This is a genomic window from Sulfitobacter sp. KMM 9851, assembly GCF_057178245.1.
In genome coordinates, this window is sequence record NZ_CM169991.1 from 734722 (window position 1) to 758377 (window position 23656).

Genomic DNA, 23656 nt, shown 5'->3' on the forward strand with positions numbered 1-23656 from the left:
TGTTGGCGCGGGGGTGGTGCGGGTTTCTTAGCGCCAATCCTACCCGCGCTTTCATCTGGTTCTGTCTACCGTGTCCTGTGAGCCCGGACTAATCGGGCGGGACCGTCGTCGAGAAGTTCTCGAACGTTTCTTGCGAAATCTTCGTCCTAGAAGCGCAGCAGATTGTCAGTCCCTTAATAGACCATTTATCAGGGTAGCACGTTAGAGCCGTTTATCGGAATATCCTTGTCGTGCTGAATTCGGTTTCAAACTACATCAATCACCTCATCATTTTCGTGAACGCAGGCTAGACTGGCTGATTATTTGGGAACCGGCGCGCGCTGGACCTGACACGTGACCGCTAGACCTGTGAAACTATCGGGGCAAGCGATGGACGATTGGCAACTGCGAAAAGCCTGTTCCACTCTAGCGGTACTTGCGAGCCTGAATTTCGAACATCTCGGCATAGCGGCCGCCAGCACTCGCCAAGTCGTCGTGCGTGCCATTTTCAATCATCCGCCCATTTTCTAGGACGTATGTGTAGTCGGCCATGCGCACGGTGCTTAGCCGGTGGCTGATCAGCAGGATTGCGCGGTCCCCGGCGCGGCGGCGAAGGTCATCGAATAGTTCGAATTCCGCGCGCGGGTCCAGCGCACTTGACGGTTCGTCCAGCACCAAAAAATCGCTGCGCCGGAAAAACGCCCGTGCAAGGGCCAGCCGTTGCCATTGGCCGATGCTCAGTTCGTGGCCTCCCTCAAAGGTTCGGGACAACTGGGTATCCAATCCTTGCGGCAGACGTTCCAAGATTTGCATTGCACCTGCACGCTCCAGTGCGTCCATTATCCGGTCATCGTCCTGCACGCCAGCGGTATCCGCAGCGGCGACGTTTTGCCTGAGCGTCATGGCATAACTTGCGAAGTTCTGAAAAACGACGCTAAACTTGCGGCGGTACGCTTCAGGATCGAAATCACGGATGTTCCGCGAATCGAGCAGAACCTGCCCGGCGACAGGGTCGTAAAGTCTGGTCAGCAACTTGATCAGCGTGGTTTTGCCCGATCCATTTTCGCCCACGAGAGCAATGACCTTCCCAGTAGGCAGCGACATGTCAATATCCTCCAGCACCAACCCGAGACTGCTGGGGTAAGCGAAGCTTACCTTCTCCATCCGGATGCCTTCCTGTATCCTGACCGGCAGGTCGACTGGTAGCGCGGGGAGGGTCATATGTGTCTTTTTCTGTAAAAAATTGAACAACTGCCGGAGGAACAAGCGGTCGTCGTATAGCTTGGACATGCTTTGAACCATCTCGCGCCCGCTGGTCTCCGCGCGGCGGAACAGCAGCAGGAACAGGACAAGATTGCCGACCGTTTGGGAGGAGTCCGTGCTCTCGTACATCAACAATGCAATGGAGCCTGCAAACAGGACAGCACCCAGCAGCGAGACGAACAGTTCCGCCCAAGCCTTGCGTTTCTCAACCACAAGTTGCTCGGAATTAATGTAATCCCGTGTGTCTCTGTATTGGCCCACCAGTCCGGTGCCCATGTTTCCTAGGCGCAGTTCCTTGGCGTGCCAATCGCTGGTGATTAACTGATCCGTATAGCTTGCCCGTCTTTCCATTTCGGCCCGGCGTGCCTTGAGGTTAAAGAGCACACGCGTGAATTTCAGCCGCACCACTAGAATCGCAGAGACCGACAGCAGCAGCACCGGAATAATCCGCCAATCGATGGAAGCCAGTATGGCCACGGTACCGACCACAAATGCACCACTCTTGAGCAGCAGCAACACGCTGTTAATCATCTGCGTCGGGCGCTGCGATCCCGCTTGGCGGGCGCGCTCCAGCGAGTTGAAGTAGGCCGGACTTTCGTAAAAGCCGTAGTCGATCGCTACAGCTTTCAATTGGATATGCTGATCGACCACCTGGGCCACCCGCAGCCCCTGTTTAATTCGCAGGTAAGTCGCCCAGACGCTGATCAAACCCAACAACGCAATCGCGGTGACGATTAGGAACAATTGCTGGTTGATTGGCCCGGTAAAGCCATCGGCGCTGAGTGTCTGAACCAGTGATTTGATGAACCACAGAACGGACAGCCCGAGCATTGCCTCCGCGAGGGTGAGTATGCTGACGAGGATCGCTAGGGCTTTTCCGGCTTCTGCAACAATCCCCAGAGCGTCGCGCCAGAAGCCAAACTGGCCCTTCAAGAAAGACCCTTCCGCAGCAGCCGGCGTGTTGAACCGGCCAGCCAGTAAATCCACTGCCAGCGGTCGGGCAGCGGCCAAGTATGATAATCGGATATATGTGGTTTCAAACGTCCCCACAGCCGCCGTGCCCTGACTTTCTTGCGCAGCCAAGGGGACAGCATGTCGGGGAAGGGAAGCGCGGTCGACGCCTGATTGTTTGCAAACTGGGCGGCTCTGCGTTCGCCATGCCGAGCGACATCCAGAGCCCGGGCGAGGATGCGAGCGCCGGGCGCATCCGGGGCAGGCTCTGCCAGGCTCGCCGAAAGCGCGACATAACCGAGTGTCTCCTTCATCAAGACGTCCAGCCCCATCTGGGTGGCACGGTTCATCAGTTCTTGATGCTGGATTAAGGGACTGCAGGCCATCGCCGCGAGATCGGCAGACCAGTGCAATTTCGACCAGTTGTGGCGCGCGCAATGATAGGCAACGAAGATGAAATGATCCACTGGACTGAGTGTCAGGAAGCTTCCGGTATCGAATTGGACCGATTGGACCCCGAACAGCAACTGCCGCTCGTCGAATATGCCCTGTTCCTTATCCACTTCGCGGTGCAACTCAATATGCGCACCTTTCGAAGAAATTAGACTGAACACTTGCTGATACCGGAGTGCGGCGCGGATATCTTGTGGGTCCTTGAGTATGTGATCATGGTCCGCGTTGTCGAGAAGCGTATAGTCTAGTGCGAGTGCCCGGTTCACGATGTCCTCAACGGCGTGACGGTGGACAAGGATATCGATGTCACGGGCGAACCGCATCCCGGGTGCGTCATAGAACTGATCCGCCAGCGCAAAGCCCTTCATTAAGGCGTAACCGGAACCGCTGGGCAGAAGACAACGTTCGAGAAAGGTGCGCTGCTCGGCCCTTAGCACCAGCTGGTGGAGCATGAACTGTTTTTCCAGGGGCTTCGTACTAGCGGGATTGAACCAGTCAACCGCCAATTCTTTCAGGTGCTTGGCAACCAGCGGCAGGCTGTACATTCCGGCCGCCAGAGCGAGCAATTCATCACCGTCCGGCAGCCGCGCAATCGCCGAGTGCGCCGCATCGACATTGACCAGATGCTCTCTTGACAACAGCAACGCAGCTCGGGCGGCATCCTCGGAAAACTGGTCTCTTTCAATCATGGTCCATACCAGTACTGCCAAGAACCTCATCGGTTCGACGCATGCTTGTAAAATATTAAACAAATCTTTGAGGCAGTCTAAGCGGGGCGCCATGACTGTTCAATGACTTTAAGGTAGGCGTCTACCACAAGCGTTTTATCGAACTCATCTTCCATCTTCCTGCGGCCCGCTTCGCCCATCCTGCTTTGGGCCTCGGGAGGCAGTCGGGCAAAGTCGGCCATGGCCGCTGCAAGGGCAGGGGCGTCTCTGACCGGCACCAGATACCCATTTTGACCTGGATCGACCACTTCGCGGCAGCCGGGCACGTCCGTCGCGATCAGCGGTCGGCCCATCGCGGCGCCTTCGATCAAAGTTCTCGGGGCGCCTTCGCGGTAAGACGGCAGGACGATGCACGTCGCCGCAGCGATCGCGGGGCGCACGTCATCTGTGACGCCAAGGTGTTCGATGATGCCTTCCCGCACCCAACCATCGACGGTGGCCTGATCTATTGCAGTTCGGTTTTCCGTGTCTGCAGCTCCCAGAAGCTGAAAGCGCAGACTGGTATCCCTAGCCTTCAGGATTTGTGCCGCCTCTTTATACTCCAGAACGCCCTTGTCGCGCAAAATCCGCCCTATCATCAGAAAAGTTGGCGGATCGCCGGGAAGTGCTGCCTTGGCGAAATGGTCCAGATCGATGCCCGATCCTGGGATCACACGCACCTGCGCATGAGTGACAAGGCCACGTTGCGTGAAAAGGGCCGCGTCCTCGCTGTTCTGAAAGAAAACCGTATCTAGCGGCCGGAACGCCTGACGATATAGGCCTTCGGCGACCCGCTGGACGACACTCCCGGACAAGAACGCCGTTCCCAGGCCGGACACGTTCGGAATGAACGGAACACCTGTCGCTCGCGCGGCAAATGCACCAAATACGTTGTTCTTTATGGTGTAGGAGAGAATGCAGTCGGGTGCGAGGCGCATGAAATGGCCGCGGAGCCGCGCGATCAGGGCCAGATCGTGCAAGGGATTGAGGCCCTTTGCGTTCATCTTAAGGTCCACAAACGACACGCCGCGGGCCTCGAGCCCCGGCACAGAGTCGTCCCGCGGCGCCAGGACTGTGATCCGATGGCCTCTTTCGATCAGCGCATCCACGATCGGCATTCTGAAGTTGGCGATGTTCCACGCCGCATTTACGTTCATGAGGACGTGCACGCTACCGCACCTTCTGTGCGGCGATGTAAAGGAGCACGCAGAGAAGCCATCCGGCGCCCCCACTCAGTAAATCTTCCACGCTGGCCTGCCGTCCCGGTATCAGGATCTGGACGGCTTCCAACAAGACGATAAGCGTCAAGACAGCAACGCTGCCCAAGCGCGCACCCAACAGGAGGCAGAACGGGATGGTCAATGTGGCAAAGGCGAGGAAATGCAGGACAAGATCGTTGTTACCGCGGACCAGCGGGTGATCCGGCAGGGCCGCCCCGGTGATTAGGCCGAAATATGCAATCGCCGCGATGCAGAGTGCAATCATGCCGATGGAGATAATGGACCTAAACGGCATCATATCACTCTGTATAGTAGCCGCGATATTGGCCGCGATAGTAATTGTACCCGTCATAGGCATATTTCGATGCGCGTCCCTCGTTTACCATGGTCAACACGGTTCCGATTACCGGCGCACCAATGGCCTGCAACTCCTTGAGCCCCTCGACGACGGCATTGCACGGAGTATCGTCCCAGCGTACCGTATAGACGACGGCATCCGCATGTCGTGAAATCACCCTCGCATCTGTTACGATCAGGACCGGTGGGGTGTCCAGGATGATCAGATCATACCATTCGCCAAGTTCTTTCAGTAGCTCGCTGAACTTGGTAGACGACAGGATATCCGCCGCACTGACTCCATGATGTGAATCCCAATATCCGGAGAGGAGAGCATGCAACCCGGTTTCAGGTTCTTCGTAGATGGCATCCTTGAGCGTCGCCGACCCATTGAGTACGTCCATCAGGTCCGGTTGACCTTCGGGTGGGTCGAACACCGCGGCCAGACTTGGCCGACGCAGGTCGCAATCAATCAGGATGGCGGATTTTCCCATCTGCTTGCTAGTCAGCGCCGTCAGCATCGCGGTCGCGGATTTTGCTTCGTTGGGAACGGAAGAAGTGAACATGACAACTTTAGGTTGGTTGTCAATGTCCGAAAACAGGATGCTGGTGCGCAGATTCCGAATCGCTTCGGATAGGGAGGATGCTGGATGGCCCAGAAAGGCATAGATCAGATCCCGGCGCGTCTTACTTTGGCTGTCGGCGGGAATGACTCCAAGCACGCGCCGCCCCGTTTGCCTTTCAAGCTGATCGGGAGAACGAAACGTATTGTTAAGATATTCCAGTAAGTAAACAAGCCCCGTACCCAGCAGGACGAAAAAGCTCACGACGGCCATCATTGCCCGGCGCCGAGATTGGGTCTCGGGAGCCAACGGCGGTTCGGCGGGCGACAGGATGCGCGCGTCCGCCTCCTGCAAGTCGATCTGTTCTGTGGTTTCCTGCAATCTCCCGAAGAAAGTCTGATAGAGCGCCCGACTGGATTCGACTTCCCTTTCTAGTTGACGCAGCAGGACTTCGCTCTTGGACAGACCCTGCTTGCGTAGCTCCAGTCCGCGCACCTGCGCAATCAGTGATTGTTCCTGTGCGATTGCGGCGTTCAGGTCGATCTCGGCGGCCTGCACGATTCGCGCGGCCTCTTCGCCAACCTCGGTTTCGGCACGTTTAAGCTGCTCGTTCAGACCCAAGCGCGCGGGATGCTGCGCCGGAAGGTTATCCGGCAAGGCGGCAATTTCGCTGCGGATACTGGAAATCTGCGACCGGAGGTTTTGCACCACGGAGGACGTGCGAAATTCGGATATCGCCCCAAGGTCGCTTCCGTTTTCGAGTGCAAGCGCCAGTCGGTCGTAAAGGGACTTGAGACGCGTCACGTCGCTGCGCTGGTTGGCTAGGGTCGCGTTAAGCGCGGAAAGCTGTTGCTGCACGATATCCAGCGACTGGCCCGCTTCTTCAGCGATAGCGGACCGGGCTGATTGAAGAGCCTGCTCATCCGTCTGAAGCTGAACGCGCAGTTCCTCGACGCGCGTGCTCAGCCAGTCCGTGGCCGAGCGGGTCGCCTGTAATTTTGCCTCCAGTTGATCGACAATATACTGTTCCGCGACAGTATTGGCGATGTCCGCCGAAAGATGTGGGTCGACCGACACATAAGAAATCTGGATCACGCGACTTTTCCCGATGGGCGTCAGCCTCAGGCCGGACCGGACCGACTCGACCACGACGAGGCGCAAACGCTGCGCATCTCGAGACGATAATTCCTCAATTTGCTCAACTATCGTCGGCTCGGATACCCCGGAGTATTTTTCCAGTTCTGGTGGCAAAGTGATGAATTCCGAGATACGGTCCCTCCAGGTCCGCTCGGGGGGGCGAAGTGTTGGATTGAACTGGGGGGTCTTGTCAAGTTCGAGATGATCGATGACCCGTGCGATAAGCGATGCGGATGAAAGTATCTGAATCTGATCCTCCAGCCGACCGCTGTCCGCCCCTTGCTCGGTCAGCACGTCGGTCAGGTTGATAACGTTAGCTTGTTGCACCCCGAACATGACCTTTACGGTCGCGACGTAAATCGGCGTCTGCTGGGACACGAGCAGGAGAGCACAGACCACGCCAATAAGAGCGGAAGTCGCCACTATCCATTTTCCCCGCCAGAACGTCGAAAAAATCTTGCGTAGGTCGAAATCGACGTTCTGGCGGTCTTTCTCTGAGGGGTCAATTACGCGCAGGGAGGCCTGCGAGGACCCGGTGCGACTGGAACTGAAACCTGTAAACTCAGTCAATGTAACCTCAAAACGAATTTTCGCCTGTTTGGCAATTGTTAGCAATCGATAACATGCCTGTAACGACAGAGTATGCAGTTTATCACTAGAAGTTCGTAATATTCTGCGTGACTGAGGCTATGGCGTACTTGCGATGATGGTCAACTCCCTGTTCGAGATACTCAAAGCCGACAACGTATTGGAAAAATAAGCCCCGGTGTCAACTCCGATGCGAGAACGTGTAACCTGCACTTCGGGTGTGACATAATGCCCGTGTACAACGCAAACTCCGTCGTCGCACAGATGAGTGCAGAACTCCGGATGGCCCCAGAGCAGCGTGTGTGGCTCCTGCCTGTTGAGCGGCAACCGGGGATTTATGCCCGCGTGACAGAAAAAGAAATTTCCCCATCGCCATGACAGTTCGAGCGTACCTAGAAACACAAGCAGGTCTCCGAGCTGTTCCTTCAGTTTGCTGCGTATGGCGGCAACTTCAGGCGCGGTCGAGCCTGGCCTTATGGGCTGGAGGCCGAAGCTGGCGAGCGTCTGTTGGCCGCCATTCGCCATCCAGAGTTGGCCATCGGTGGTGCCATCGAGGAAAGAGCACAACATCGCCTCATGATTTCCCTTAAGGCATTTGATGCGACTCCCGCCGCTTGCTTTAATCTCGGCCAGAAGTTCCAGCACACGTCGGGAGTCGTCGCCGCGGTCGATGTAGTCCCCCAGAAAGACGATGGCTTCTGGCGTGTCGTCTTCTGTGTTCAGGACGTTGATCTTTGCAAGTAACGTCTCCAGCAGATCCAGACGCCCATGGATATCCCCGACCGCAATGACCACCCGACCGCTACCGCCGACCGCGCTGACATCGGAAAAATCTGGCAATCGAGAATGCATCCTGTTTATGTACCCTGCGGAACTTAGGTGTAGGTATCCTGAACTCGCCCGATTCGGACAACATACCTTAGGTTACCCATCGTTGCGTGATATCCACAATTCAAGGAAAAACACCAGTGCTTGTTGAGGATTCGTGTCGAAGGTGGTTGTGTTCCGAGCAAACAAACAGGTGGCAAATGAAAAACATAACAATCTCGCTCGGAGCGGCAGCAGTTCTCTCCGCTTGTGTGGCAACTGGGCCTCGAACTTCGCAGATCGTGGGAGCCGAAAACGCGCAAGTTGTCACTCGTGAGGCGAGGCTGAATTATGGCGTGGTCTCGATGGATGCCGGTCTGGCTGCACGGGCGACCAAGCTCAAGCGCAGTTCAGAGCGTACAAGTTTCATCCCTAACGCTTCAGCCCCCGGTATTGCACTGGGCGTGGGGGATCAAGTGCAGGTGACGATCGTATCGACGAACGACACCGGATTCCTGGATATTACCAATTCTGCGCTTGCCCCGATTTCCTCCACGACCCTGCCGCCGCAGATGGTCGGGCCGGACGGCATGATAAGCGTGCCGCCGATTGGACGTGTTCGGGCAGCCGGCAATTCCGTTCAGGGCTTTGAGAACCTGCTGACACGCCGTCTCGGTGACGTACTGGTCTCACCCAATGCCATCGTGCAACTTGTGGATCGCAGAAGCGCCCAAATAACGCTTGTGGGCGCCATCGGCGCCCCGGGCACGTATTCCATTAACCAGGATAGCCGTCACTTGGTCGAAGTCATCGCCCAAGCGGGCGGTGCGGCAGGTCCAGCGGAAAACATGCGGGTGGTTATGACCCGCAAGGGCCGTACAGGATCGGCAATTCTCAAAGACATCTATGAGAACCCGAGCCTCAACGTTCACCTGCGTGCCGGTGATGTCATTCGTTTCGAGCCGTTTGCGGGCCAGTTCACGGTGCTTGGCGCCGGGGGAGTGAACGCCAATCTGGGATTTGACGAAGTCCAGACAAACCTGGTGAATGCATTGGGGCAGAGTGGGGGCATCCTGAGAAGCCGAGCAGATCCTCGCGGCGTCTTTATCTATCGGATCATTTCGCGGCATGCGGCCAGCGAGCTTGGTATCGACCTGAGCAAGATTGTGACTGAATCGGTTCCCGTGATATTCCAATTCGACCTGAAAGAGCCCGAATCGCTCTTCATCGCAAAGGAATTTGAGATCGCAGATGGCGATATGCTGTATATTTCGACAAGCGTGATCGCTGAAATAAACGCAGCGATTTCCGCCTTTGCTGTATTTGTTCCATCACCGCGCGAAGTGGTTAGTGCGGTTGCAACCTCTAATTGACGGAATTTGTCCCCTGTTCAGAACAAACAGCATATAACCCTGTAAAAGCACTAAATATTCCTTAATTATGCCTTAATTCTCTCTACGTAGATTGAAAAATCTTAATTTTTTTGCTAATTTTCCATAATCTGAATAGCTGCTTACTTTTGGAAAATTTAAAATGTTCGATTTTGTGCGCGACGGGGAATTCTCCGTTGGGTCTGCTGCTTTGCGGCCCGATAGATATCTTATTGATGTCATAAAGAGCGAAGGTGGCGAAAGATATTGGTCTTTGCGTTTCCGCTTGTTCAAGAAGGTTTTCGACTACGGCTGCGTGCTGCTCGCGCTGCCTCTCATCTTACCTATCTGCATGGCCCTACTGTGTCTCAATCCTTGGTTCAATCCTGGGCCCCTGTTCTTTTCGCAAACGCGCATGGGGCAATTCGGTAAGCCGTTCCGTATGTGGAAATTCCGGTCGATGACCGGCGCCGATCAGGCGAAGCGGTCTGCCGAGGATGCACTCGAGGAGGAGCGTATCACCAAATTTGGACGGTTCTTGCGCAAGTCGCGCATGGATGAACTGCCGAATTTTTTCAATGTTTTGCGCGGGCAGATGAGCGTGGTTGGCCCCCGGCCCGATGCGTATCACCATGCCTCTGAATTCGCCCGTTCTCTTCCCGGCTACAAGGAGCGGCACCGCATGAAGCCCGGAATCACCGGATTGGCGCAGGTCGAAATGGGATACGCGGAAGGTTCGGAGCAGACCGCGGTCAAGGCAATTTATGATAACATGTATGCGGCGCGGTCCTGCGGGCGGCTCGAACTGTATATCATCCGTCGGACCTTTACGGTCGTTTTCACAGGCGCAGGCCGGTAATACTGGCAAAACGCCGTCGTTTGGCATAGAATGCTGACATTAGAGTTGGAATTGGAAAATTATTATGAAAAATTTGGTTCTTTCACTTCTGGCAGCGGTCTTTGTTGTCTCGGCATCGACCGCATCCGCGACCACAAATAAGAATGTCGTCATTCAGATCGAAGCGGCGATTGTCGAACGCATCGACGCATTGAAAGCTCAATTGGACACCGCCAGAATATCCTTTTCCGGCGCGTCAACTCAAGAGCAGATTAGCCTGCGCATGGAAACCCGCTCCACACGTTACCGGATCCAGCAGTTGGAATGCCTAAAGCGGCTAATTCCACGCCTGTCCAAACATCAGTTGGCCCTTCTTGTGCACTATCTGAAATTGAACGTGTCGGTTTCTTCGCCGACCAGCTAAAGCACTTTCGAAAAATTTTGAATCATTCGTTAGGTTTTCCGCGCAGAGCTGTCCTTTATCCATCCAGAAACGAGACGCTCGGAGAAACTTCTGCAATCTCTTTGAGCGTTACGGGATCGAATTTCCTTAACGTGGCCAGATCTTTCGCTATCGCATCCTGATCGATGTCCGTCAGTGTCGCTTCGGCTTCTGGTTCCTCCACCAGTACAGTGGCAAGCAGCGAGATGCGCCTGTCTGCCAATATCCTGTCATGCGGTGCCAATGCCCAAGATCGGCGAAGCGGATCTAGGACATCTTCGGCGATCCCGCCACTCAGTGCGCGGCCCCACGCCAGAGCCATCCAAGCATGTGCGTTGGCCGGTGCCAGCTCCAGACTTTCTTCGAGATAGACAATGCCTTTCTGGACACGCACCTGCGTTTCCTCGAAAGTCGGAATTGGGCCGTCGAGCGGCGCAGCGAGATCGAGAAAAACATCGAGGTCTGGGACAACATAGCCGTAACCAACTTCAAATAGATACTCTGCCTGATCATACATTGCCGATGTGTCCGCAAGTATAGTATCACCGCCAGCAGTCTGAACGCGCAAATCGCCGTTATAGGCCGGCGACCGTGCCATCCAAGTCACTAGAAGCGCGGCGAAGCTGATCAGGAAAAGCAGTGACAAGAATCGCATGTAAGCTCCAAGTCCTAGAAATGTTAAATATTTATATCGGCCGTCCGGCCCAGACTAGCCGATTTGATGCCGCTTAACCTCTACCGCGGAAAATGAATGTGCCCATGACAGGCCGAGGATGATGGCGAGTAGGGCCGCGACAGATGGTATCTGCAAGCTGAAATCGAATGCGGCATGCAGCGCGGCGGTGGCGCTGCAGCCTAGACCGATACATGCAAACACCCGATTTCGGCGCACGATACGAGTGGCGCGAAAGATGCGCCACACGATCAAAGCGAGGCTCAGATAGAACAGGATCGTCAATGGTATACCCATCTCAAACGCGTTCTCAAGATAGGAATTATGCGCTTCGGTCCATTCGGCGCGGGCGGCTTCCAATGGAAGGTATTTCTGGAACGCGTCTGGAAATGAGCCTAGCCCGTGACCGAAAACGGGGCGCTCCAGTATCCCCTCGATCACCGCCGGATAGACCAGAAAACGCCCTTCCTGCCCGTCCAGAACGGAAACCCTCTCGAAAAGATTGGTCGCCGACGAATAGATGACGAAGACGAGCGCAAGCAGGATGATACAGTAGCTGGCATAGCTTAGCCTGCGATCGGGCTTTGACCAGGCCACGATAAAGACAAGCAGTCCGAACACGGCCGCCATCGCTCCTGCGCGGCTTGCGGTCGCCGCGGTCGCGGCCCCACAGATCAGTGCCCCGATAGCGAACACCCAAGCGCCCCCGAAGAAACGCTCGATCAACTCTCGTGTCCGGCGCTTCAATGGCTGACATGCGGCGCGCCCCTGAATCATCGCCAGATAGGCCCCCAGATTGACGATCGTGCCAAAGGCGACATAGGTGGCATAGTGGTTGCGGTTCACGAAACTTGCCTTGAGCACACCGCCAGTATCCAAATCGCCCAGGATCGGATTGTTTCCTGTGACAAGCGCGTAGAACCCAAAGCCCGCTAGGCAGGAGGACCAGATCGCGATGACACGGATCGCGAAGGTGGCCGAACGGACTGAATTGAAAGCTGCCGCCGAGATCAAGAACAGCATTCCGTAGGTGCCGAGCCGCAGAACTGCAGAATAAGTGGCACCGGGATCGGCGACCGATGGACCGGAGTCGAAATAAGAGGGTGCTACCGTATAGGAAGAGGCTAACACCGTACAGAAAAGAAGGGCGAGCGCATAGAGGAGGGAGGGAAAGATCGGTGATATTGTAACAGCCGGCGCGGAGACGAGGAACGAACGGGTTACCTGGAGCGCGAAGATGACCGTCACAACCAACGCCAGAATCGACCAGACGAAAGGTGTCACACCCCCATAAACCAGTGCCGACAGACATACGACAACCAGCGCGACAACGCCTCCACCGCGCTGAATCCAATAGAACCGTTCTGCTGCCACTGACAAACCCTTATCGTTATTTAGTAAATAACTAACGCACCGATATGCAGCGGCGCAAGAATTTGATTGTCTGGCGCGTATTGTCTTTGCGATTGTTGCAGCGAACGACGGCGTCAGTCAATCTTGCGGATTGCACAATGAATGCTATCGGGTCCCCGATTTCCGATTGCGCACTTGGAACCAGCCAAAGACTACGCCCCATAGCGCCAGATAATAGAGCCAGACTGAAAGAAACCCTGAATCGGGTTCGAGAAACGCAACCAGAATGATCAGTGGAGCGGCGCAGAGGCAGTTGCCCAGAGCGAAGTGCGGCAGTTTCCGTTCGGGCAGGCGCAGCCGGTTCTTAGAATCTTGATATGTCAGAAGGCGCGGGAAAGTGAAGAGTAGCAGCGCGACAACGAAAAGTGCTGGCGGAGCATCGCCCTCGCAAGCGATGAAAATCGGCGTACAGAAGCGCAGCAATGACATCTGCAGAAAGCTCATGAGCTTGAACTCTTCCCGGGACAGCAGATTGTGCAGCAGGATCGTACCGACGAGCGCCCCCATTAGCGCCAGAAACCAACCTGAAAGAAGGAATCCGGCCGATCCGGCAATCAACCCGACAACAGCGAGCCTGATCGCACAGAAAATGGCAATGAACCCCGGCCCCATATCGACCGCGATGCGTCGCCTTGGCGTGGAGTCATTGCGCAGACCCCAAGTGTCGTTCATCACATATCCGAGTTCGTAGACGCAGATGAATATGAGATATCCCATTGCATATTTGAGAACGGCGTCTAGATTCCCCGCATTTCCGAGAAGCGACACTGTGATAATTACGCCGGGGAACCAAAGCGTCGCCGCATTGAAGGCAAACCCTCGCACCCCCTTCATGCGCGAGAAAAGCGCGTAGAAGAACGGAATCAGCAAGATGGCGCGCGTCCGCTCAGTGAGAAATGAGTTCGTCATAAAGCCCCTTCATCCATGATTGTTCCGTTTTGGCACAGACCAATACGGTCGTGCTGGCGACTTCCATCAGATCCCGGTCGGACTTGTTGTCGGTGATGACCATGACCTCCGCTCCGGCGATCTCGTCGCCCAGCAGGCGCTTGACGGCGGGCCATTTCCGGCCCTTGATATCCTGCGAGAGGCGACCAACGCAGCGATCGCCCCGCCAGTCCAGCGTCGAAGCGCACCAGCGAAGCCCCCGGCGCTGGGCAATCCCCTTAATCACGACATCCAGGCTATTGGATACCAAGATCAGTTCCCAACCTTCGGCTGCGGCCCTATCCGCCCGGTCATGGACCGGGGCAATCCGGTGTGCCTCGTCGAGATGCGCGGCATAGGCCTCAGCGGCGGCGCGCAGTTCCGGCGCGCTCCACCCGCGCAGTTGGGAAATGTATCCGGTTCGGAAAATGTCGCGTCCGGCGAGCTTGCCAAGGGCGATGACAGCGGTTCTGAAAGCCGGACTGCGCAACACTTCGAGCAATCGGTAGGTGAGCGGGATGCGGGATGCCTTGTGATTCATTAGGAACCGCACGAATCCGGCTGTCGTCGATTCGCTGTAGAGCGTCCCGCAGACGTCCACCAAGCAGTAGCGGCGTGTTACGGTTCCGGGATCACCCATCGTCATGTTGCCCTTTCGTTAAGCTGCGATAAGCCGCATCGTAGCGCCCGATTGCTTCCGCAAGAGAAAAGAAAACACGGCCATGCGCCTTGATCCCGGCACGGTTGCCCTTTTTCGCCAGACCGACAAGCACGCGGGCTACGCGATCCACTTCTGCCGGGCTCTCGTTGGCGAGGACCGCACCGAACTGGCCGTCCTGCACAATCGTCTCGATGTCGCCGACACCGCGATTGGACGCGACAGGCAGTCCACAGGCCATATATTCGCCCACCTTGGTGGCGGACACGCCGAGGCTCGACGGGGTGGAAACCTGAAAGGACAGCCCGATATCGGCGGCGTTGAGCAGTTCCGCAACCTTGGCATGAGGCACTTTGCGGGTGATGACCTCTTCTTCATTCAGAGCCACGCCATCTCTGGCGGCGGCCTTGCAGTGGGTCGCGGCGTCGTGATTACCGATCAGCAGCAGTCTGGCCGTCGGTACCAGCTTGCGGGCGGCGGCATACACACGGTTCGCGATATCCATGCGGTAGACCCCGCTGCTGGACCCCAGGTAGCAGATGACCAGAGTGCCATCCGCGATACCCAGCTCCGAGCGCACCCACGCGCGCGTCTCGGCCGAGACGTCGAACGCCTCCTGATCGACGGAGCAGGGGATCACGTCGATCGGACAGTCCGAATAACCTGTCGCCTTTTTGATGACTGTCTTGGCATCCTGGGTGAGGGTGATGATATGCCGTGCCGTGCCATATGCCCGGGCCTCCAGCCGACGGAAGTGGGCGATTTTAGCCCGGTCGCCGATTCTTACCGGGGACCATGCGCCTCCTTCGATGCGCTGGTCAATCCAGAAACCCCGCACATCGAACATCAGCGCCACGTCCGTCTTTGTGATGGCGGCCAGACTTGGCCCAAGGGGCATGTAACTGCGACAATGGATCAGATCGGGGCGCTGCCGCACGATCTGTTGTCGCAACCGGCGCCGCATTTGCAGGGGAACCAGGAACCGTTGCACACGGCCCGCAACCCCCGGCTTGCGAAAGATTGGTGCGAAGTCCAGCGAACCAGCGCATCCCTGTGCGGCATCGGGAGACAGGCGTTCTGGGGGATTTCTGGCCCAGTTTTCCGGGCTCTCCACCGATATTACAGTGATGTCATGGCCCAGTCGGGTCAGACCTTGAAGGTAGGGCAGAACCTGTGCAATCCCGATGTGATCGGCCAATCCGTTGTTGGTGATGAATATGCTCTTGGCGTGGGTCATGGAGATATCGACCTATTATCATAGGTTGCGGCAGGTCGAGTGCAATCAACCACTACAAGGCCCCAAGTGAGGTCATCGCGGAAAAGGCGACCTTGTAGCAGTATCCGTATGCTGTCTGCCATTTCTTTACATCCTTTTGCCGGTCAGAAGCAGATCGGCATGTCGCGTCAGGTTTTCTTGGTCTTGCGCGTAATGATCTCGAATTTCGCGCGTCAAGTTCGCGTCCATTTCTGCTGTTCCGTAACGCTGTACGGCATTGAGATTCTTAAGCCTTTTCGCAAGCCCCAGCGAACGGAGCCCCGTCAGCCGCTTGAGCGCGCCAGCCCCGCTTCGGACCCAAGGCGGCGGTGACTTCAGGAACCTGGCAAAAGATTTTGATCGCTGGGTCTTGGCGGAATGGACTCGCTCAAACGTGTCTCGACCGTCGTCCGCGACACCGAGCCATTCCAACAGGGCAAGGTAGGTGCCGCGTGGATTGGCACTGAATTCCTCAAGTATCAGGATCCTGATCCGCTCATCAGGGAACACTGCGCGGTAGCGGTTGATCTGCTCTGCAAACATGCCGATGGACTTGTAGTCGAGCAACGACGGTTCGCGTGCAACGGTCCGCAGCTGTCCAGAGGCACGCCACGCCTCCCGCAGATCGACGATATCTTCGTCGAGGTTTGTCAGGGTCTGATTGTGATAGGACCGGATGAACGGCACGACATCACGCAGGCAGATAAGGATGCGGGCTTCGGGCACGTCCGCGGCGATCGCCGCCGCCGCTGCCTTAGAATAGAGGTACTGAACTGATGCCTCGCCCCTAATTTTTGCCGCCTGCGCCTGCTCGTTCGCGAAGAGGGCAAGGTACTCCCGTTTGTCGGGATACCAACGAAACCCGGGCATGTCGGTGTTGTAATGGTGCGGCTCTTTGGATTTCTGCGGAAAATATATCTCTGGATGCGTGCTTAGATAGGAATAAAGGGCGGTCGTGCCACATTTCGGCGCGCCGACAATAAAAAAATTGGGGACATCCATCTTCATGTATCGCCGTTCTCCGAGTTTGGCCCGCCGGATCCACCCCGCGATTTGAGCCCGACAAAGCTGGTGTCGATGCCCATGATGACTCTGGTGGCAACCCATAGGCAAAGGTTCCAGACGATAATCGATAACCCGGTTGCAATTGCTGCACCTTCGATCCCGTATATCGGGATCAGTATCCAGTTCAGCACGACATTGGAAGCTGTCGAGATCACCATACCTCCGAGCGCTACCCTTTCCTGTCCGGCCATTGTTAGCAATGTCCCGACAGATCCAAACAGCGCGCTTACGGTCTGACCCAGGCACAGCAGGATCAGCGCCCAGAAGGCGCCTGCATAGGTATCCCCGAATATTAGAGTCAGAAGCCAGGTTCCACCTAGCCAGAAGAACACTAGGATAGGCAGGGAGGCTACGGTCGAAAGGCGCGATCCCGCGGTCGCGAGCTTTTGCAGTTGGCGGTAGTCGTTGGCCTGCCAGGCACGGGCGAAATAGGGCTGCAAAACTAGGTTGGTTGTAGTGAGCCCAAAAAGCGCGATATTGGCACCAGACAGGGCGACCCGGTAGAGCCCCACGTCCTTGTCTGTCGCCATGATGCCCAGCATCAGGATATCCGTGTTGTGACTGACTATTTGCAGACCGGCGATGGCTGCTAGCGGCAGGATTGCTGCGACCCAGCCCCGCGCGTCGGTGCGCGGCTTCTCTGAGCCGGCATGGCGGGGCTTCACTTGGTACAATATAATGAGCGCCAGCGTCAGGGTGATGGCGGCGACGATGCTGTGAACCACATAGACGCTCGCGGCGTTCACGATCTGCGGCATAAAAAACGCCATGCCGAGAACGCAGACCGACAGCAGCATGGGTCGGAGAACCTTGTCTGTCACACCACCGAGCAACACCCTGCGCAGGCCGCGGATTGCGGCGCTTTTGGCTGCGGCAAAGCCGATCAGGGGAATTAGAGGAAGCGCCCAGACAAGGGCCGAGATGCGCGCGGACTGCTTAGAGTCGTTGAATATCCATAGATACGCCAACGTCGCGGCGATCATGCAGCCGCTTAGCAGCAGCATCGTGCGATCGGACCAGCGCCAGATGCCCGCCATCAGCGCCCCGTCGCCCGCTTGATCAGCGCGCGCTGTTTCGCGCAGGATCAGCGTGGGAAGCCCCACCTTGACCGGCAGCCCCAGGATTGTGATGACCGAAAAGACGAAAGCATAGACGCCGTATGTCTCCGGCCCCAGTATCCGTGCTAGCGTGACCGACGACGCGAGCATCGCGAGGATTGAGGCAGCGCGCAACACCAGACCCGCCATGCCCCCCCGGACAAGCTGTGCGCGCAACCCCCTTTCGCGCGGTCCGCCCTCAGGAGTTTTTCCAGCCATCCGTCAGAGCCTCAGATCGCTCTCTTGTTGCCCGAACAGGTACTTGAGATCGTAGAGTACGTGGTCCTGCTTGCCAAACGCTCGGATACCGACGATGCCTTTCTCGCGGAAGGTATCGTGGGCCACAGCCAGCACGATTGCCTCATAGTTTCCGGCCTCCGGTTCTTGTACCAACTCAATGCCGTATTCGGCGCGCGCCTCATCGGGGTCGACCCAAGGATCGTGCACATCGACACACGCGCCGAACGTGGCTAGTTCTCTGACAACATCGACGACACGCGTGTTGCGCAGGTCGGGGCAATTCTCCTTGAAGGTCAGACCCAGGATCAGCACCCGGGCGCCGTTCACTGGCAAGCGCCGCTTGAGCATGACCTTTACCAATTGTTCGGCGACATAGGCCCCCATGCCGTCGTTGATCCGCCGCCCGGCCAGGATCACTTCCGGATGATAGCCGATAGCCTGGGCCTTGTGCGTCAGGTAATAGGGATCGACGCCGATGCAATGCCCGCCGACCAGCCCTGGGCGAAAGGGCAGGAAATTCCACTTCGTGCCCGCCGCTTCCAGCACGGCTTGGGTATCGAGCCCCATCCGGTTGAAGATCAGAGCCAATTCGTTAACCAGGGCGATGTTCAGATCACGCTGGGTATTTTCGATCACCTTGGCCGCCTCGGCGACCTGAATGCTCTGGGCTTGATAGGTGCCAGCGGTAATGATCTCGTCATAAAGTGCGGTAACGCGCGCCGCGACATCGGGAGTCGAACCCGCGGTGACCTTGCGGATAGTGGGCAGCCGATGTTCCTTGTCGCCGGGGTTGATCCGCTCCGGGCTGTAGCCGCAAAAGAAGTCCGTATTGTAGCGCAGGCCCGACTTGGCTTCGAGCACTGGCACACATTCCTCTTCGGTCGCGCCGGGATAGACCGTGCTTTCGTAGATCACGATATCGCCCTTTTTCAGCGCGGCTCCCACTGTTTCAGAGGCCTTGTGAAGCGGGGTCAGGTCAGGACGCTTGTGCGCGTCGATGGGCGTCGGGACCGTGACGATGAAGACCGTCGCATCGCGCAGATCCGCGGGGTCCGAGGAAAATCGCAGATGGCTGGCCTCGGCAAGTTCAGCGGCGTTCACTTCGAGTGTCACATCGTTGCCGGCTACAAGCTGATCAATACGTCTGGTATTGACATCAAAACCAATGACCTGCCGTCGCTTTCCAAATTCCACAGCAAGCGGCAGGCCGACATAGCCCAAGCCAATCACTGCGATGGGCATATCATTTGAAGACATTGATGCGTTCCTTGAAATTACAGTTGACGGTAAACCTATAGCGGAAAATTCAGGTCGGTCTGTCGTAGCCGAGAATATCGACGTCGGAGCGATACCGGTGCTGAATGACATCTATCATTTCCGACGTAGAGCTTCTATCCTCGTAAGACCTTGGCTTTCGCTCGTGGGGGAGCATGGGTTCGACATTCAACAACGCCGCGAGCCGGGAGAAATCCTCCTCCAGCCTTTCGAACCGCCCGAGAAAATCCACAGCCACGGTGGTGGAACCGGGAAGGCACAACCAGTCGGTTTGTGCGCGAAAGTGGGGCCAGCGACGTATCCTGTACCAGGTCCGGTTGTCCTTCAGCGACAGCACAAAAGCCTCAAAATCCGAGTAATCGGCTAAATTTTGTTCCGCCCATCGAACATCCCGCGACTTGTTCTGCCCTATCGCGGCCTTAAGGTAATTAAATGCGGAAAACAGTCTGTCCCACGGGTCTCTGACGAAAGCAAAGCTAAAACTGCTGGCGAAACGTGCCTCGTCGCGGGCGATATATCGGGACACCGGAACATGGCCGAACGGCAAGTTGAGCGCCTTGGCCAGCGACGTTCCACCGGTCTTCGGTACGTGCACGAAAAGTACTTGGCGGTCGCCGACCGTCTTGTACCGGAGATCGGTGGATGCGTCTTTCAGCACAAGGTTTACCAGAAACTTGCGAGCCAGCGTCGGCATCCTGTAGTTCTCAAGCATGCGCAGCCGGAACCAGACCTCCTCGCGCGATGTGATCTGTTTGTCCGGCGAGATCATGACCCTACGCGCTCCCAACCGGATTCGGGCGCGGCGAACGTGCTCCCAAGGGTATGGCGGGAACGCCAGCCGCACGAATGCCTGCGGCTATGTCTCGCGTCACCACAGCCCCGGCGCCAATCACGGCGCCGTCCCCGATTGTCACGCCTTTCGTCACGATCGCCCCCGCGCCGATCCACACATTTGCGCCGATGCGGACCGGTGCCGTATCGAACCCGCTCTCCGCAATCGGAACACCCGGCAGCACCCGATGATCCTGATCGCGTATCGTGACGTGTTCGGCGATTTGGCAGTTGGGTCCGATAGTAATCTCCTCACGCGCAACGATAACGCATCCCTTGCCTACGTGACAATCCGAACCTAACCGCAGAATGCCACCGTTGACATAGAGATCAACCCAACGGTCGAGGCTGACGCGGTCCCCAAGTTCGATCCGGCCGCGCATCACCGCACGAAGCCGGAGGCCATAGCCCGCGCGGCAACCGCTACCCCTGGATACCCCCTGCGCCATCTTCAATACGATGCTCCCCAGGATGCTTTCCCGAACGCGAATGCCACGACCCCATATGCGCCGCAGGTGTCCCACTTGCATCACCACTAGAGCGGACCAACGGAGAGCAGCGCCGTAACCCGCTCCACTGGGCAATGGATGACATTGCGGTCATGGTGTGCCCATTTACACAGGATAATCGGGCGGGACCTCTCCAACGTCTCGCGCGCGCCCGGCAGAACTTGGCCTTCGACGCTCACTACATCGATTTTCACGAGTTCGGGCTTCAGGCCATGTTCGGCGCAATGACTATCAATCGTCGTGACCGGGACAATCGTGGCTTCCGTTTCTTCAAGCAGAAAATTATTGTCCAGTGACGCACTGTACACATTCGACACACTCGGATCGTATATCGGCAATTCCCCGATTTGGTCTGCGACATCGGCCTCAAAAATCGAGACATCACGTCCAGAGATATCGCGGTTTTCTCTGACCTTCTGCGCGATGCGTGCGAGAGCCTCGAAGGCGTTGACCTTTGCATAAGCATTAAGTGCCTTGGCGATAAAGGCAAAACTTCCGGTATTGGCCCCCACACCCAACACGACTTGCGCGTTCAGCGCCAACCGGGTCCACCACGGCATGGTAGCGGGTTCATGACTTTTCCAGCCTCGCCAGACTAGCTCATTCTCCACACGATTACCCCAGGACATCAGTCGCAACTTGCCTCTGCCATCAGGCAGACGGATCTCGAAAGGTCCGCGCAAGAGGAGGTGTTTGAAAGCACCTTCGGACGGTGCCACGCCGAAGGTGCGCAAAGCTGGTGCCGGATAACGAACCAAAGTTCTTGCAAGCTCCTTAACGTTATTTCCCATGATACTCCCTGAACCACGTCACGAACCGTTCGATTCCGTCGCGGAAGTCCGTTTGCGGTTTGTACCCTGTCAGCCTCTGCAAAAGGTCCGCGTTCGCCCATGTGGCGGGCACATCGCCCGTCTGCATCTCCATGTAATTGCGTTTCGACTTCTTGCCGAGACTGTCCTCGATCGCATCTATGAAATCGAGCAGCCTGACCTTGTCAGAATTGCCGATGTTGACAATGCGGAATGGCGCCACCGGGCTCAGGCTGTCGCCTTCCGGGATATCGTCGGGCGTATCCGGACGTTCCGGCACGGCGTCAATCAGCAAGGCGATGCCGCGCACCAGATCGTCCACATAGGTGAAATCGCGATACATGTCGCCGTGGTTATAGATGTCGATGGGCCGATCATCCAAGATCGCGTCTACAAACTTGTACAGCGCCAGATCAGGCCGACCCCAAGTGCCGTAGACGGTGAAAAATCGGAACATCGTAGTGGGCAGGTTCCACAGATGGGCATATGCGTGGCCCATGCTTTCGTTCGCCTTCTTGGTCGCAGCATAGATCGTCAGTTGGGTATCGGCCTTCTCATTTTCGTCAAAGGGCATGTCTGTATTTGCCCCATAGACCGACGATGTCGAGGCCATCAGCAGATGCTGGACCTTCAACCTACGGGCGGCCTCCATCACGTTGAACGTGCCGATCACGTTAGAATCCAGATAAGCGCGGGGGTTTTCAAGACTGTAGCGGACACCTGCCTGTGCTGCGAGGTGCACGATCACATCCGGCACGAACTCGTCCGCAACGGAGTCAAAAGTCTCCTGATCCTCGAGCCTGCCAATGGTACAAGAGAAATGCTCGTTCTGGAGCAGCATCGCATGTCGCTTTTCCTTGAGCGTCACATCGTAATAGTCGGTCATGCCGTCAAAACCGTGTACTTGCCAACCGTCCTTCAGCAGCTGTCTGGAAAGGTGATAACCGATGAAGCCGGCGGTGCCTGTGATCAAAATCTTTCGCATTCAATAGACCTATCTAATCGCCAACGGAACATTCCGTCAACTTTGAGTTTCTAGGGTGTAACCCCGCCCGGATCCGCGGAACCGCAACCGCCCGTTAAACATAAAGTCTTTTACGCGAATTTAGGCCCGTTCGGGAAGCAGCAGACGCAGATAGCGATCGACTGCAAGATCGGGCCTAAAGTCGGCGGCTCGGGCCTTCTGCCGGTCTCCATCCACCGGACTTTGGAGTGTTTCTGATATCGCCGCCGCCATCCGCTCGACATCGCCGGGAGGCGTCAGAGCGCCAAAGCGCCCGTCGTCCAGAATTTCCCCGGGACCAGTCGGGCAATCAGTGGAGACCACAGGCAAACCGTAGGCCATCGCCTCGACGATCACATTGCCGAACCCCTCGCTCCAAGATGAAAGCGCAAAAAGGTCCGCTGTCGCGTAGAACGGGCCGGGATCGGGCTGAAACCCGGCAAAGATCACTTGGTTGGCGACCCCTTTCTCCCGGGCGTGACGCTCCAGACTGTCGCGCCTGTCGCCGTCGCCTACAATCATCAGCCTCGCTTCCGTGTCGTCTAGCCGATGCAGGGCGTCGATTAGTAGCTCCTGGTTCTTGACCGCCTTCATCTTGCCGACCGTGATGACGCGTTTACCCCGCGGTGCGTTCCACAGCTTGTCGGCCGCAGTCCGGTCCTGAGCACTGTGCACTTTCGGAGCCGGAATGGGGTTGTGGATCACCGAGAATTTTCCTGAGGGCTGACCGGTCAACAATGCGAGATCAGCCGCGACACCCCGCGAAACACCCGTAACGGCATCGGCCCTTTGCGCCGCGTATCTGAGCGATGCCCGCAAGAACAGGCCGTGCCATATGCCCCATGATGCATACTGCCTCGAAAGGACGCCATGCTCTGCAAGAACAGTCGTGCAGTGATGCCCTGCAACGGCGCGTGCCCGGACCGCTACCGCCGTCAGGGGCCACATGGATGCCAGAACCGCATCCGGCTGGCATTCCCTGAGGTAGGCGGTCAGGGGTTTTAACGCGGCCCTGACCCGTTCGGCCTTCAGGTCGACGACACGGCCGACTTGCCGGGCTTCCTCCAGCAATTCCCCGCGTTCCCTGCGAAGGACAAATTCGACGTCGATACCGCGTTCGCTGAACCCTTTCGCGAGGTCCAGGTTCACGCGCTCCGCGCCACCTCCGCGAAGGTCAGGTAAAACAATGGAAATTCGGCTTCGCGAAGTCACTGGGTATGCTCATAAATTGAATGGCAGACAATTAG

Annotated in this window: 22 protein-coding genes; 3 read left to right on the forward strand and 19 right to left on the reverse strand. The window is 56.9% G+C overall.

Going from position 1 to position 23656, the window contains the following annotated elements:
* Window positions 1-405: 405 nt before the first annotated feature.
* The 6 genes from AC1965_RS03610 to AC1965_RS03635 all read right to left on the reverse strand — a co-directional run bounded on the left by AC1965_RS03610 (window position 406) and on the right by AC1965_RS03635 (window position 8037).
* Complete coding sequence (locus AC1965_RS03610; protein WP_483885929.1) at window positions 406-2253, reverse strand: ABC transporter ATP-binding protein; 1848 nt, start codon at window positions 2251-2253, stop codon at window positions 406-408.
* On the reverse strand, window positions 2172-3428 hold the full coding sequence (locus AC1965_RS03615) for a nucleotidyltransferase family protein (RefSeq protein WP_483885930.1): 1257 nt from the start codon (window positions 3426-3428) through the stop codon (window positions 2172-2174). The genes AC1965_RS03610 and AC1965_RS03615 overlap by 82 nt, the downstream gene beginning before the upstream one ends.
* A complete protein-coding gene (locus tag AC1965_RS03620; RefSeq protein ID WP_483885931.1) occupies window positions 3413-4522 on the reverse strand; it encodes a glycosyltransferase family 4 protein in 1110 nt (369 codons plus the stop codon). The genes AC1965_RS03615 and AC1965_RS03620 overlap by 16 nt, the downstream gene beginning before the upstream one ends.
* Window position 4523: 1 nt before the next feature.
* Entirely contained in the window at window positions 4524-4838 is a 315-nt protein-coding gene (locus AC1965_RS03625; RefSeq protein ID WP_483885932.1) for a VanZ family protein, read from the reverse strand.
* A 34-nt stretch (window positions 4839-4872) separates the two neighbouring features.
* Window positions 4873-7179 (reverse strand): GumC family protein, encoded by a 2307-nt coding sequence (locus tag AC1965_RS03630; protein ID WP_483885933.1) that lies wholly within the window; start codon window positions 7177-7179, stop codon window positions 4873-4875.
* Window positions 7180-7296: 117 nt separating this feature from the next.
* A complete protein-coding gene (locus AC1965_RS03635; RefSeq protein ID WP_483885934.1) occupies window positions 7297-8037 on the reverse strand; it encodes a metallophosphoesterase family protein in 741 nt (246 codons plus the stop codon).
* A gap of 188 nt (window positions 8038-8225) precedes the next feature.
* Between AC1965_RS03635 and AC1965_RS03640 the strand changes: the two genes are divergently transcribed.
* The 3 genes from AC1965_RS03640 to AC1965_RS03650 all read left to right on the forward strand — a co-directional run bounded on the left by AC1965_RS03640 (window position 8226) and on the right by AC1965_RS03650 (window position 10636).
* The gene (locus tag AC1965_RS03640; RefSeq protein WP_483885935.1) at window positions 8226-9377 is read left to right on the forward strand and encodes a polysaccharide biosynthesis/export family protein; all 1152 of its coding nucleotides are present in this window, start codon (window positions 8226-8228) and stop codon (window positions 9375-9377) included.
* A gap of 160 nt (window positions 9378-9537) precedes the next feature.
* Window positions 9538-10233 (forward strand): sugar transferase, encoded by a 696-nt coding sequence (locus AC1965_RS03645; RefSeq protein ID WP_483885936.1) that lies wholly within the window; start codon window positions 9538-9540, stop codon window positions 10231-10233.
* A 64-nt stretch (window positions 10234-10297) separates the two neighbouring features.
* Window positions 10298-10636 carry a hypothetical protein gene (locus tag AC1965_RS03650; protein WP_483885937.1) on the forward strand — a complete coding sequence of 113 codons (339 nt, stop codon included), beginning with the start codon at window positions 10298-10300 and terminating at the stop codon, window positions 10634-10636.
* Window positions 10637-10691: 55 nt separating this feature from the next.
* Here AC1965_RS03650 and AC1965_RS03655 read toward each other — a convergent pair whose 3' ends face one another.
* The 13 genes from AC1965_RS03655 to AC1965_RS03715 all read right to left on the reverse strand — a co-directional run bounded on the left by AC1965_RS03655 (window position 10692) and on the right by AC1965_RS03715 (window position 23558).
* Window positions 10692-11309 (reverse strand): hypothetical protein, encoded by a 618-nt coding sequence (locus AC1965_RS03655; RefSeq protein WP_483885938.1) that lies wholly within the window; start codon window positions 11307-11309, stop codon window positions 10692-10694.
* Window positions 11310-11363: 54 nt separating this feature from the next.
* A complete protein-coding gene (locus AC1965_RS03660; RefSeq protein WP_483885939.1) occupies window positions 11364-12701 on the reverse strand; it encodes an O-antigen ligase family protein in 1338 nt (445 codons plus the stop codon).
* A gap of 144 nt (window positions 12702-12845) precedes the next feature.
* Entirely contained in the window at window positions 12846-13649 is an 804-nt protein-coding gene (locus AC1965_RS03665; protein WP_483885940.1) for a hypothetical protein, read from the reverse strand.
* On the reverse strand, window positions 13627-14307 hold the full coding sequence (locus tag AC1965_RS03670; protein WP_483885941.1) for a haloacid dehalogenase-like hydrolase: 681 nt from the start codon (window positions 14305-14307) through the stop codon (window positions 13627-13629). Before AC1965_RS03670 ends, AC1965_RS03665 begins: the two co-directional genes overlap by 23 nt.
* Complete coding sequence (locus tag AC1965_RS03675) at window positions 14300-15562, reverse strand: glycosyltransferase (protein WP_483885942.1); 1263 nt, start codon at window positions 15560-15562, stop codon at window positions 14300-14302. Before AC1965_RS03675 ends, AC1965_RS03670 begins: the two co-directional genes overlap by 8 nt.
* Before the next feature lie 126 nt (window positions 15563-15688).
* The gene (locus tag AC1965_RS03680; RefSeq protein WP_483885943.1) at window positions 15689-16588 is read right to left on the reverse strand and encodes a sulfotransferase; all 900 of its coding nucleotides are present in this window, start codon (window positions 16586-16588) and stop codon (window positions 15689-15691) included.
* Window positions 16585-17892 (reverse strand): oligosaccharide flippase family protein, encoded by a 1308-nt coding sequence (locus AC1965_RS03685; RefSeq protein WP_483885944.1) that lies wholly within the window; start codon window positions 17890-17892, stop codon window positions 16585-16587. Before AC1965_RS03685 ends, AC1965_RS03680 begins: the two co-directional genes overlap by 4 nt.
* Before the next feature lie 72 nt (window positions 17893-17964).
* Window positions 17965-19239: a Vi polysaccharide biosynthesis UDP-N-acetylglucosamine C-6 dehydrogenase TviB gene (tviB, locus tag AC1965_RS03690; protein ID WP_483885945.1), complete on the reverse strand. Its 1275-nt coding sequence runs from the start codon at window positions 19237-19239 to the stop codon at window positions 17965-17967.
* A 49-nt stretch (window positions 19240-19288) separates the two neighbouring features.
* Complete coding sequence (locus tag AC1965_RS03695; RefSeq protein ID WP_483885946.1) at window positions 19289-20026, reverse strand: sulfotransferase family 2 domain-containing protein; 738 nt, start codon at window positions 20024-20026, stop codon at window positions 19289-19291.
* Window positions 20027-20030: 4 nt separating this feature from the next.
* Entirely contained in the window at window positions 20031-20471 is a 441-nt protein-coding gene (locus AC1965_RS03700) for an acyltransferase (protein WP_483885947.1), read from the reverse strand.
* Between the two features lie 152 nt (window positions 20472-20623).
* Window positions 20624-21388: an FkbM family methyltransferase gene (locus tag AC1965_RS03705; protein ID WP_483885948.1), complete on the reverse strand. Its 765-nt coding sequence runs from the start codon at window positions 21386-21388 to the stop codon at window positions 20624-20626.
* A complete protein-coding gene (locus tag AC1965_RS03710) occupies window positions 21378-22391 on the reverse strand; it encodes an NAD-dependent epimerase/dehydratase family protein (protein ID WP_483885949.1) in 1014 nt (337 codons plus the stop codon). Before AC1965_RS03710 ends, AC1965_RS03705 begins: the two co-directional genes overlap by 11 nt.
* A 120-nt stretch (window positions 22392-22511) precedes the next feature.
* Window positions 22512-23558 carry a glycosyltransferase gene (locus AC1965_RS03715; protein ID WP_483885950.1) on the reverse strand — a complete coding sequence of 349 codons (1047 nt, stop codon included), beginning with the start codon at window positions 23556-23558 and terminating at the stop codon, window positions 22512-22514.
* Between the last annotated feature and the right edge of the window lie 98 nt (window positions 23559-23656).

Coding starts and splice junctions, on each gene's coding strand:
- AC1965_RS03615 (WP_483885930.1), bottom strand. CDS start 3,428: ATGGCGCCCCGCTTAGACTGCCTCAAAGATTTGTTTAATATTTTACAA.
- AC1965_RS03625 (WP_483885932.1), bottom strand. CDS start 4,838: ATGATTGCACTCTGCATCGCGGCGATTGCATATTTCGGCCTAATCACC.
- AC1965_RS03640 (WP_483885935.1), top strand. CDS start 8,226: ATGAAAAACATAACAATCTCGCTCGGAGCGGCAGCAGTTCTCTCCGCT.
- AC1965_RS03645 (WP_483885936.1), top strand. CDS start 9,538: ATGTTCGATTTTGTGCGCGACGGGGAATTCTCCGTTGGGTCTGCTGCT.
- AC1965_RS03650 (WP_483885937.1), top strand. CDS start 10,298: ATGAAAAATTTGGTTCTTTCACTTCTGGCAGCGGTCTTTGTTGTCTCG.
- AC1965_RS03655 (WP_483885938.1), bottom strand. CDS start 11,309: ATGCGATTCTTGTCACTGCTTTTCCTGATCAGCTTCGCCGCGCTTCTA.
- AC1965_RS03665 (WP_483885940.1), bottom strand. CDS start 13,649: ATGACGAACTCATTTCTCACTGAGCGGACGCGCGCCATCTTGCTGATT.
- AC1965_RS03670 (WP_483885941.1), bottom strand. CDS start 14,307: ATGGGTGATCCCGGAACCGTAACACGCCGCTACTGCTTGGTGGACGTC.
- AC1965_RS03675 (WP_483885942.1), bottom strand. CDS start 15,562: ATGACCCACGCCAAGAGCATATTCATCACCAACAACGGATTGGCCGAT.
- AC1965_RS03680 (WP_483885943.1), bottom strand. CDS start 16,588: ATGAAGATGGATGTCCCCAATTTTTTTATTGTCGGCGCGCCGAAATGT.
- AC1965_RS03685 (WP_483885944.1), bottom strand. CDS start 17,892: ATGGCGGGTCTGGTGTTGCGCGCTGCCTCAATCCTCGCGATGCTCGCG.
- tviB (WP_483885945.1), bottom strand. CDS start 19,239: ATGTCTTCAAATGATATGCCCATCGCAGTGATTGGCTTGGGCTATGTC.
- AC1965_RS03695 (WP_483885946.1), bottom strand. CDS start 20,026: ATGATCTCGCCGGACAAACAGATCACATCGCGCGAGGAGGTCTGGTTC.
- AC1965_RS03700 (WP_483885947.1), bottom strand. CDS start 20,471: ATGCGCGGCCGGATCGAACTTGGGGACCGCGTCAGCCTCGACCGTTGG.
- AC1965_RS03705 (WP_483885948.1), bottom strand. CDS start 21,388: ATGGGAAATAACGTTAAGGAGCTTGCAAGAACTTTGGTTCGTTATCCG.
- AC1965_RS03710 (WP_483885949.1), bottom strand. CDS start 22,391: ATGCGAAAGATTTTGATCACAGGCACCGCCGGCTTCATCGGTTATCAC.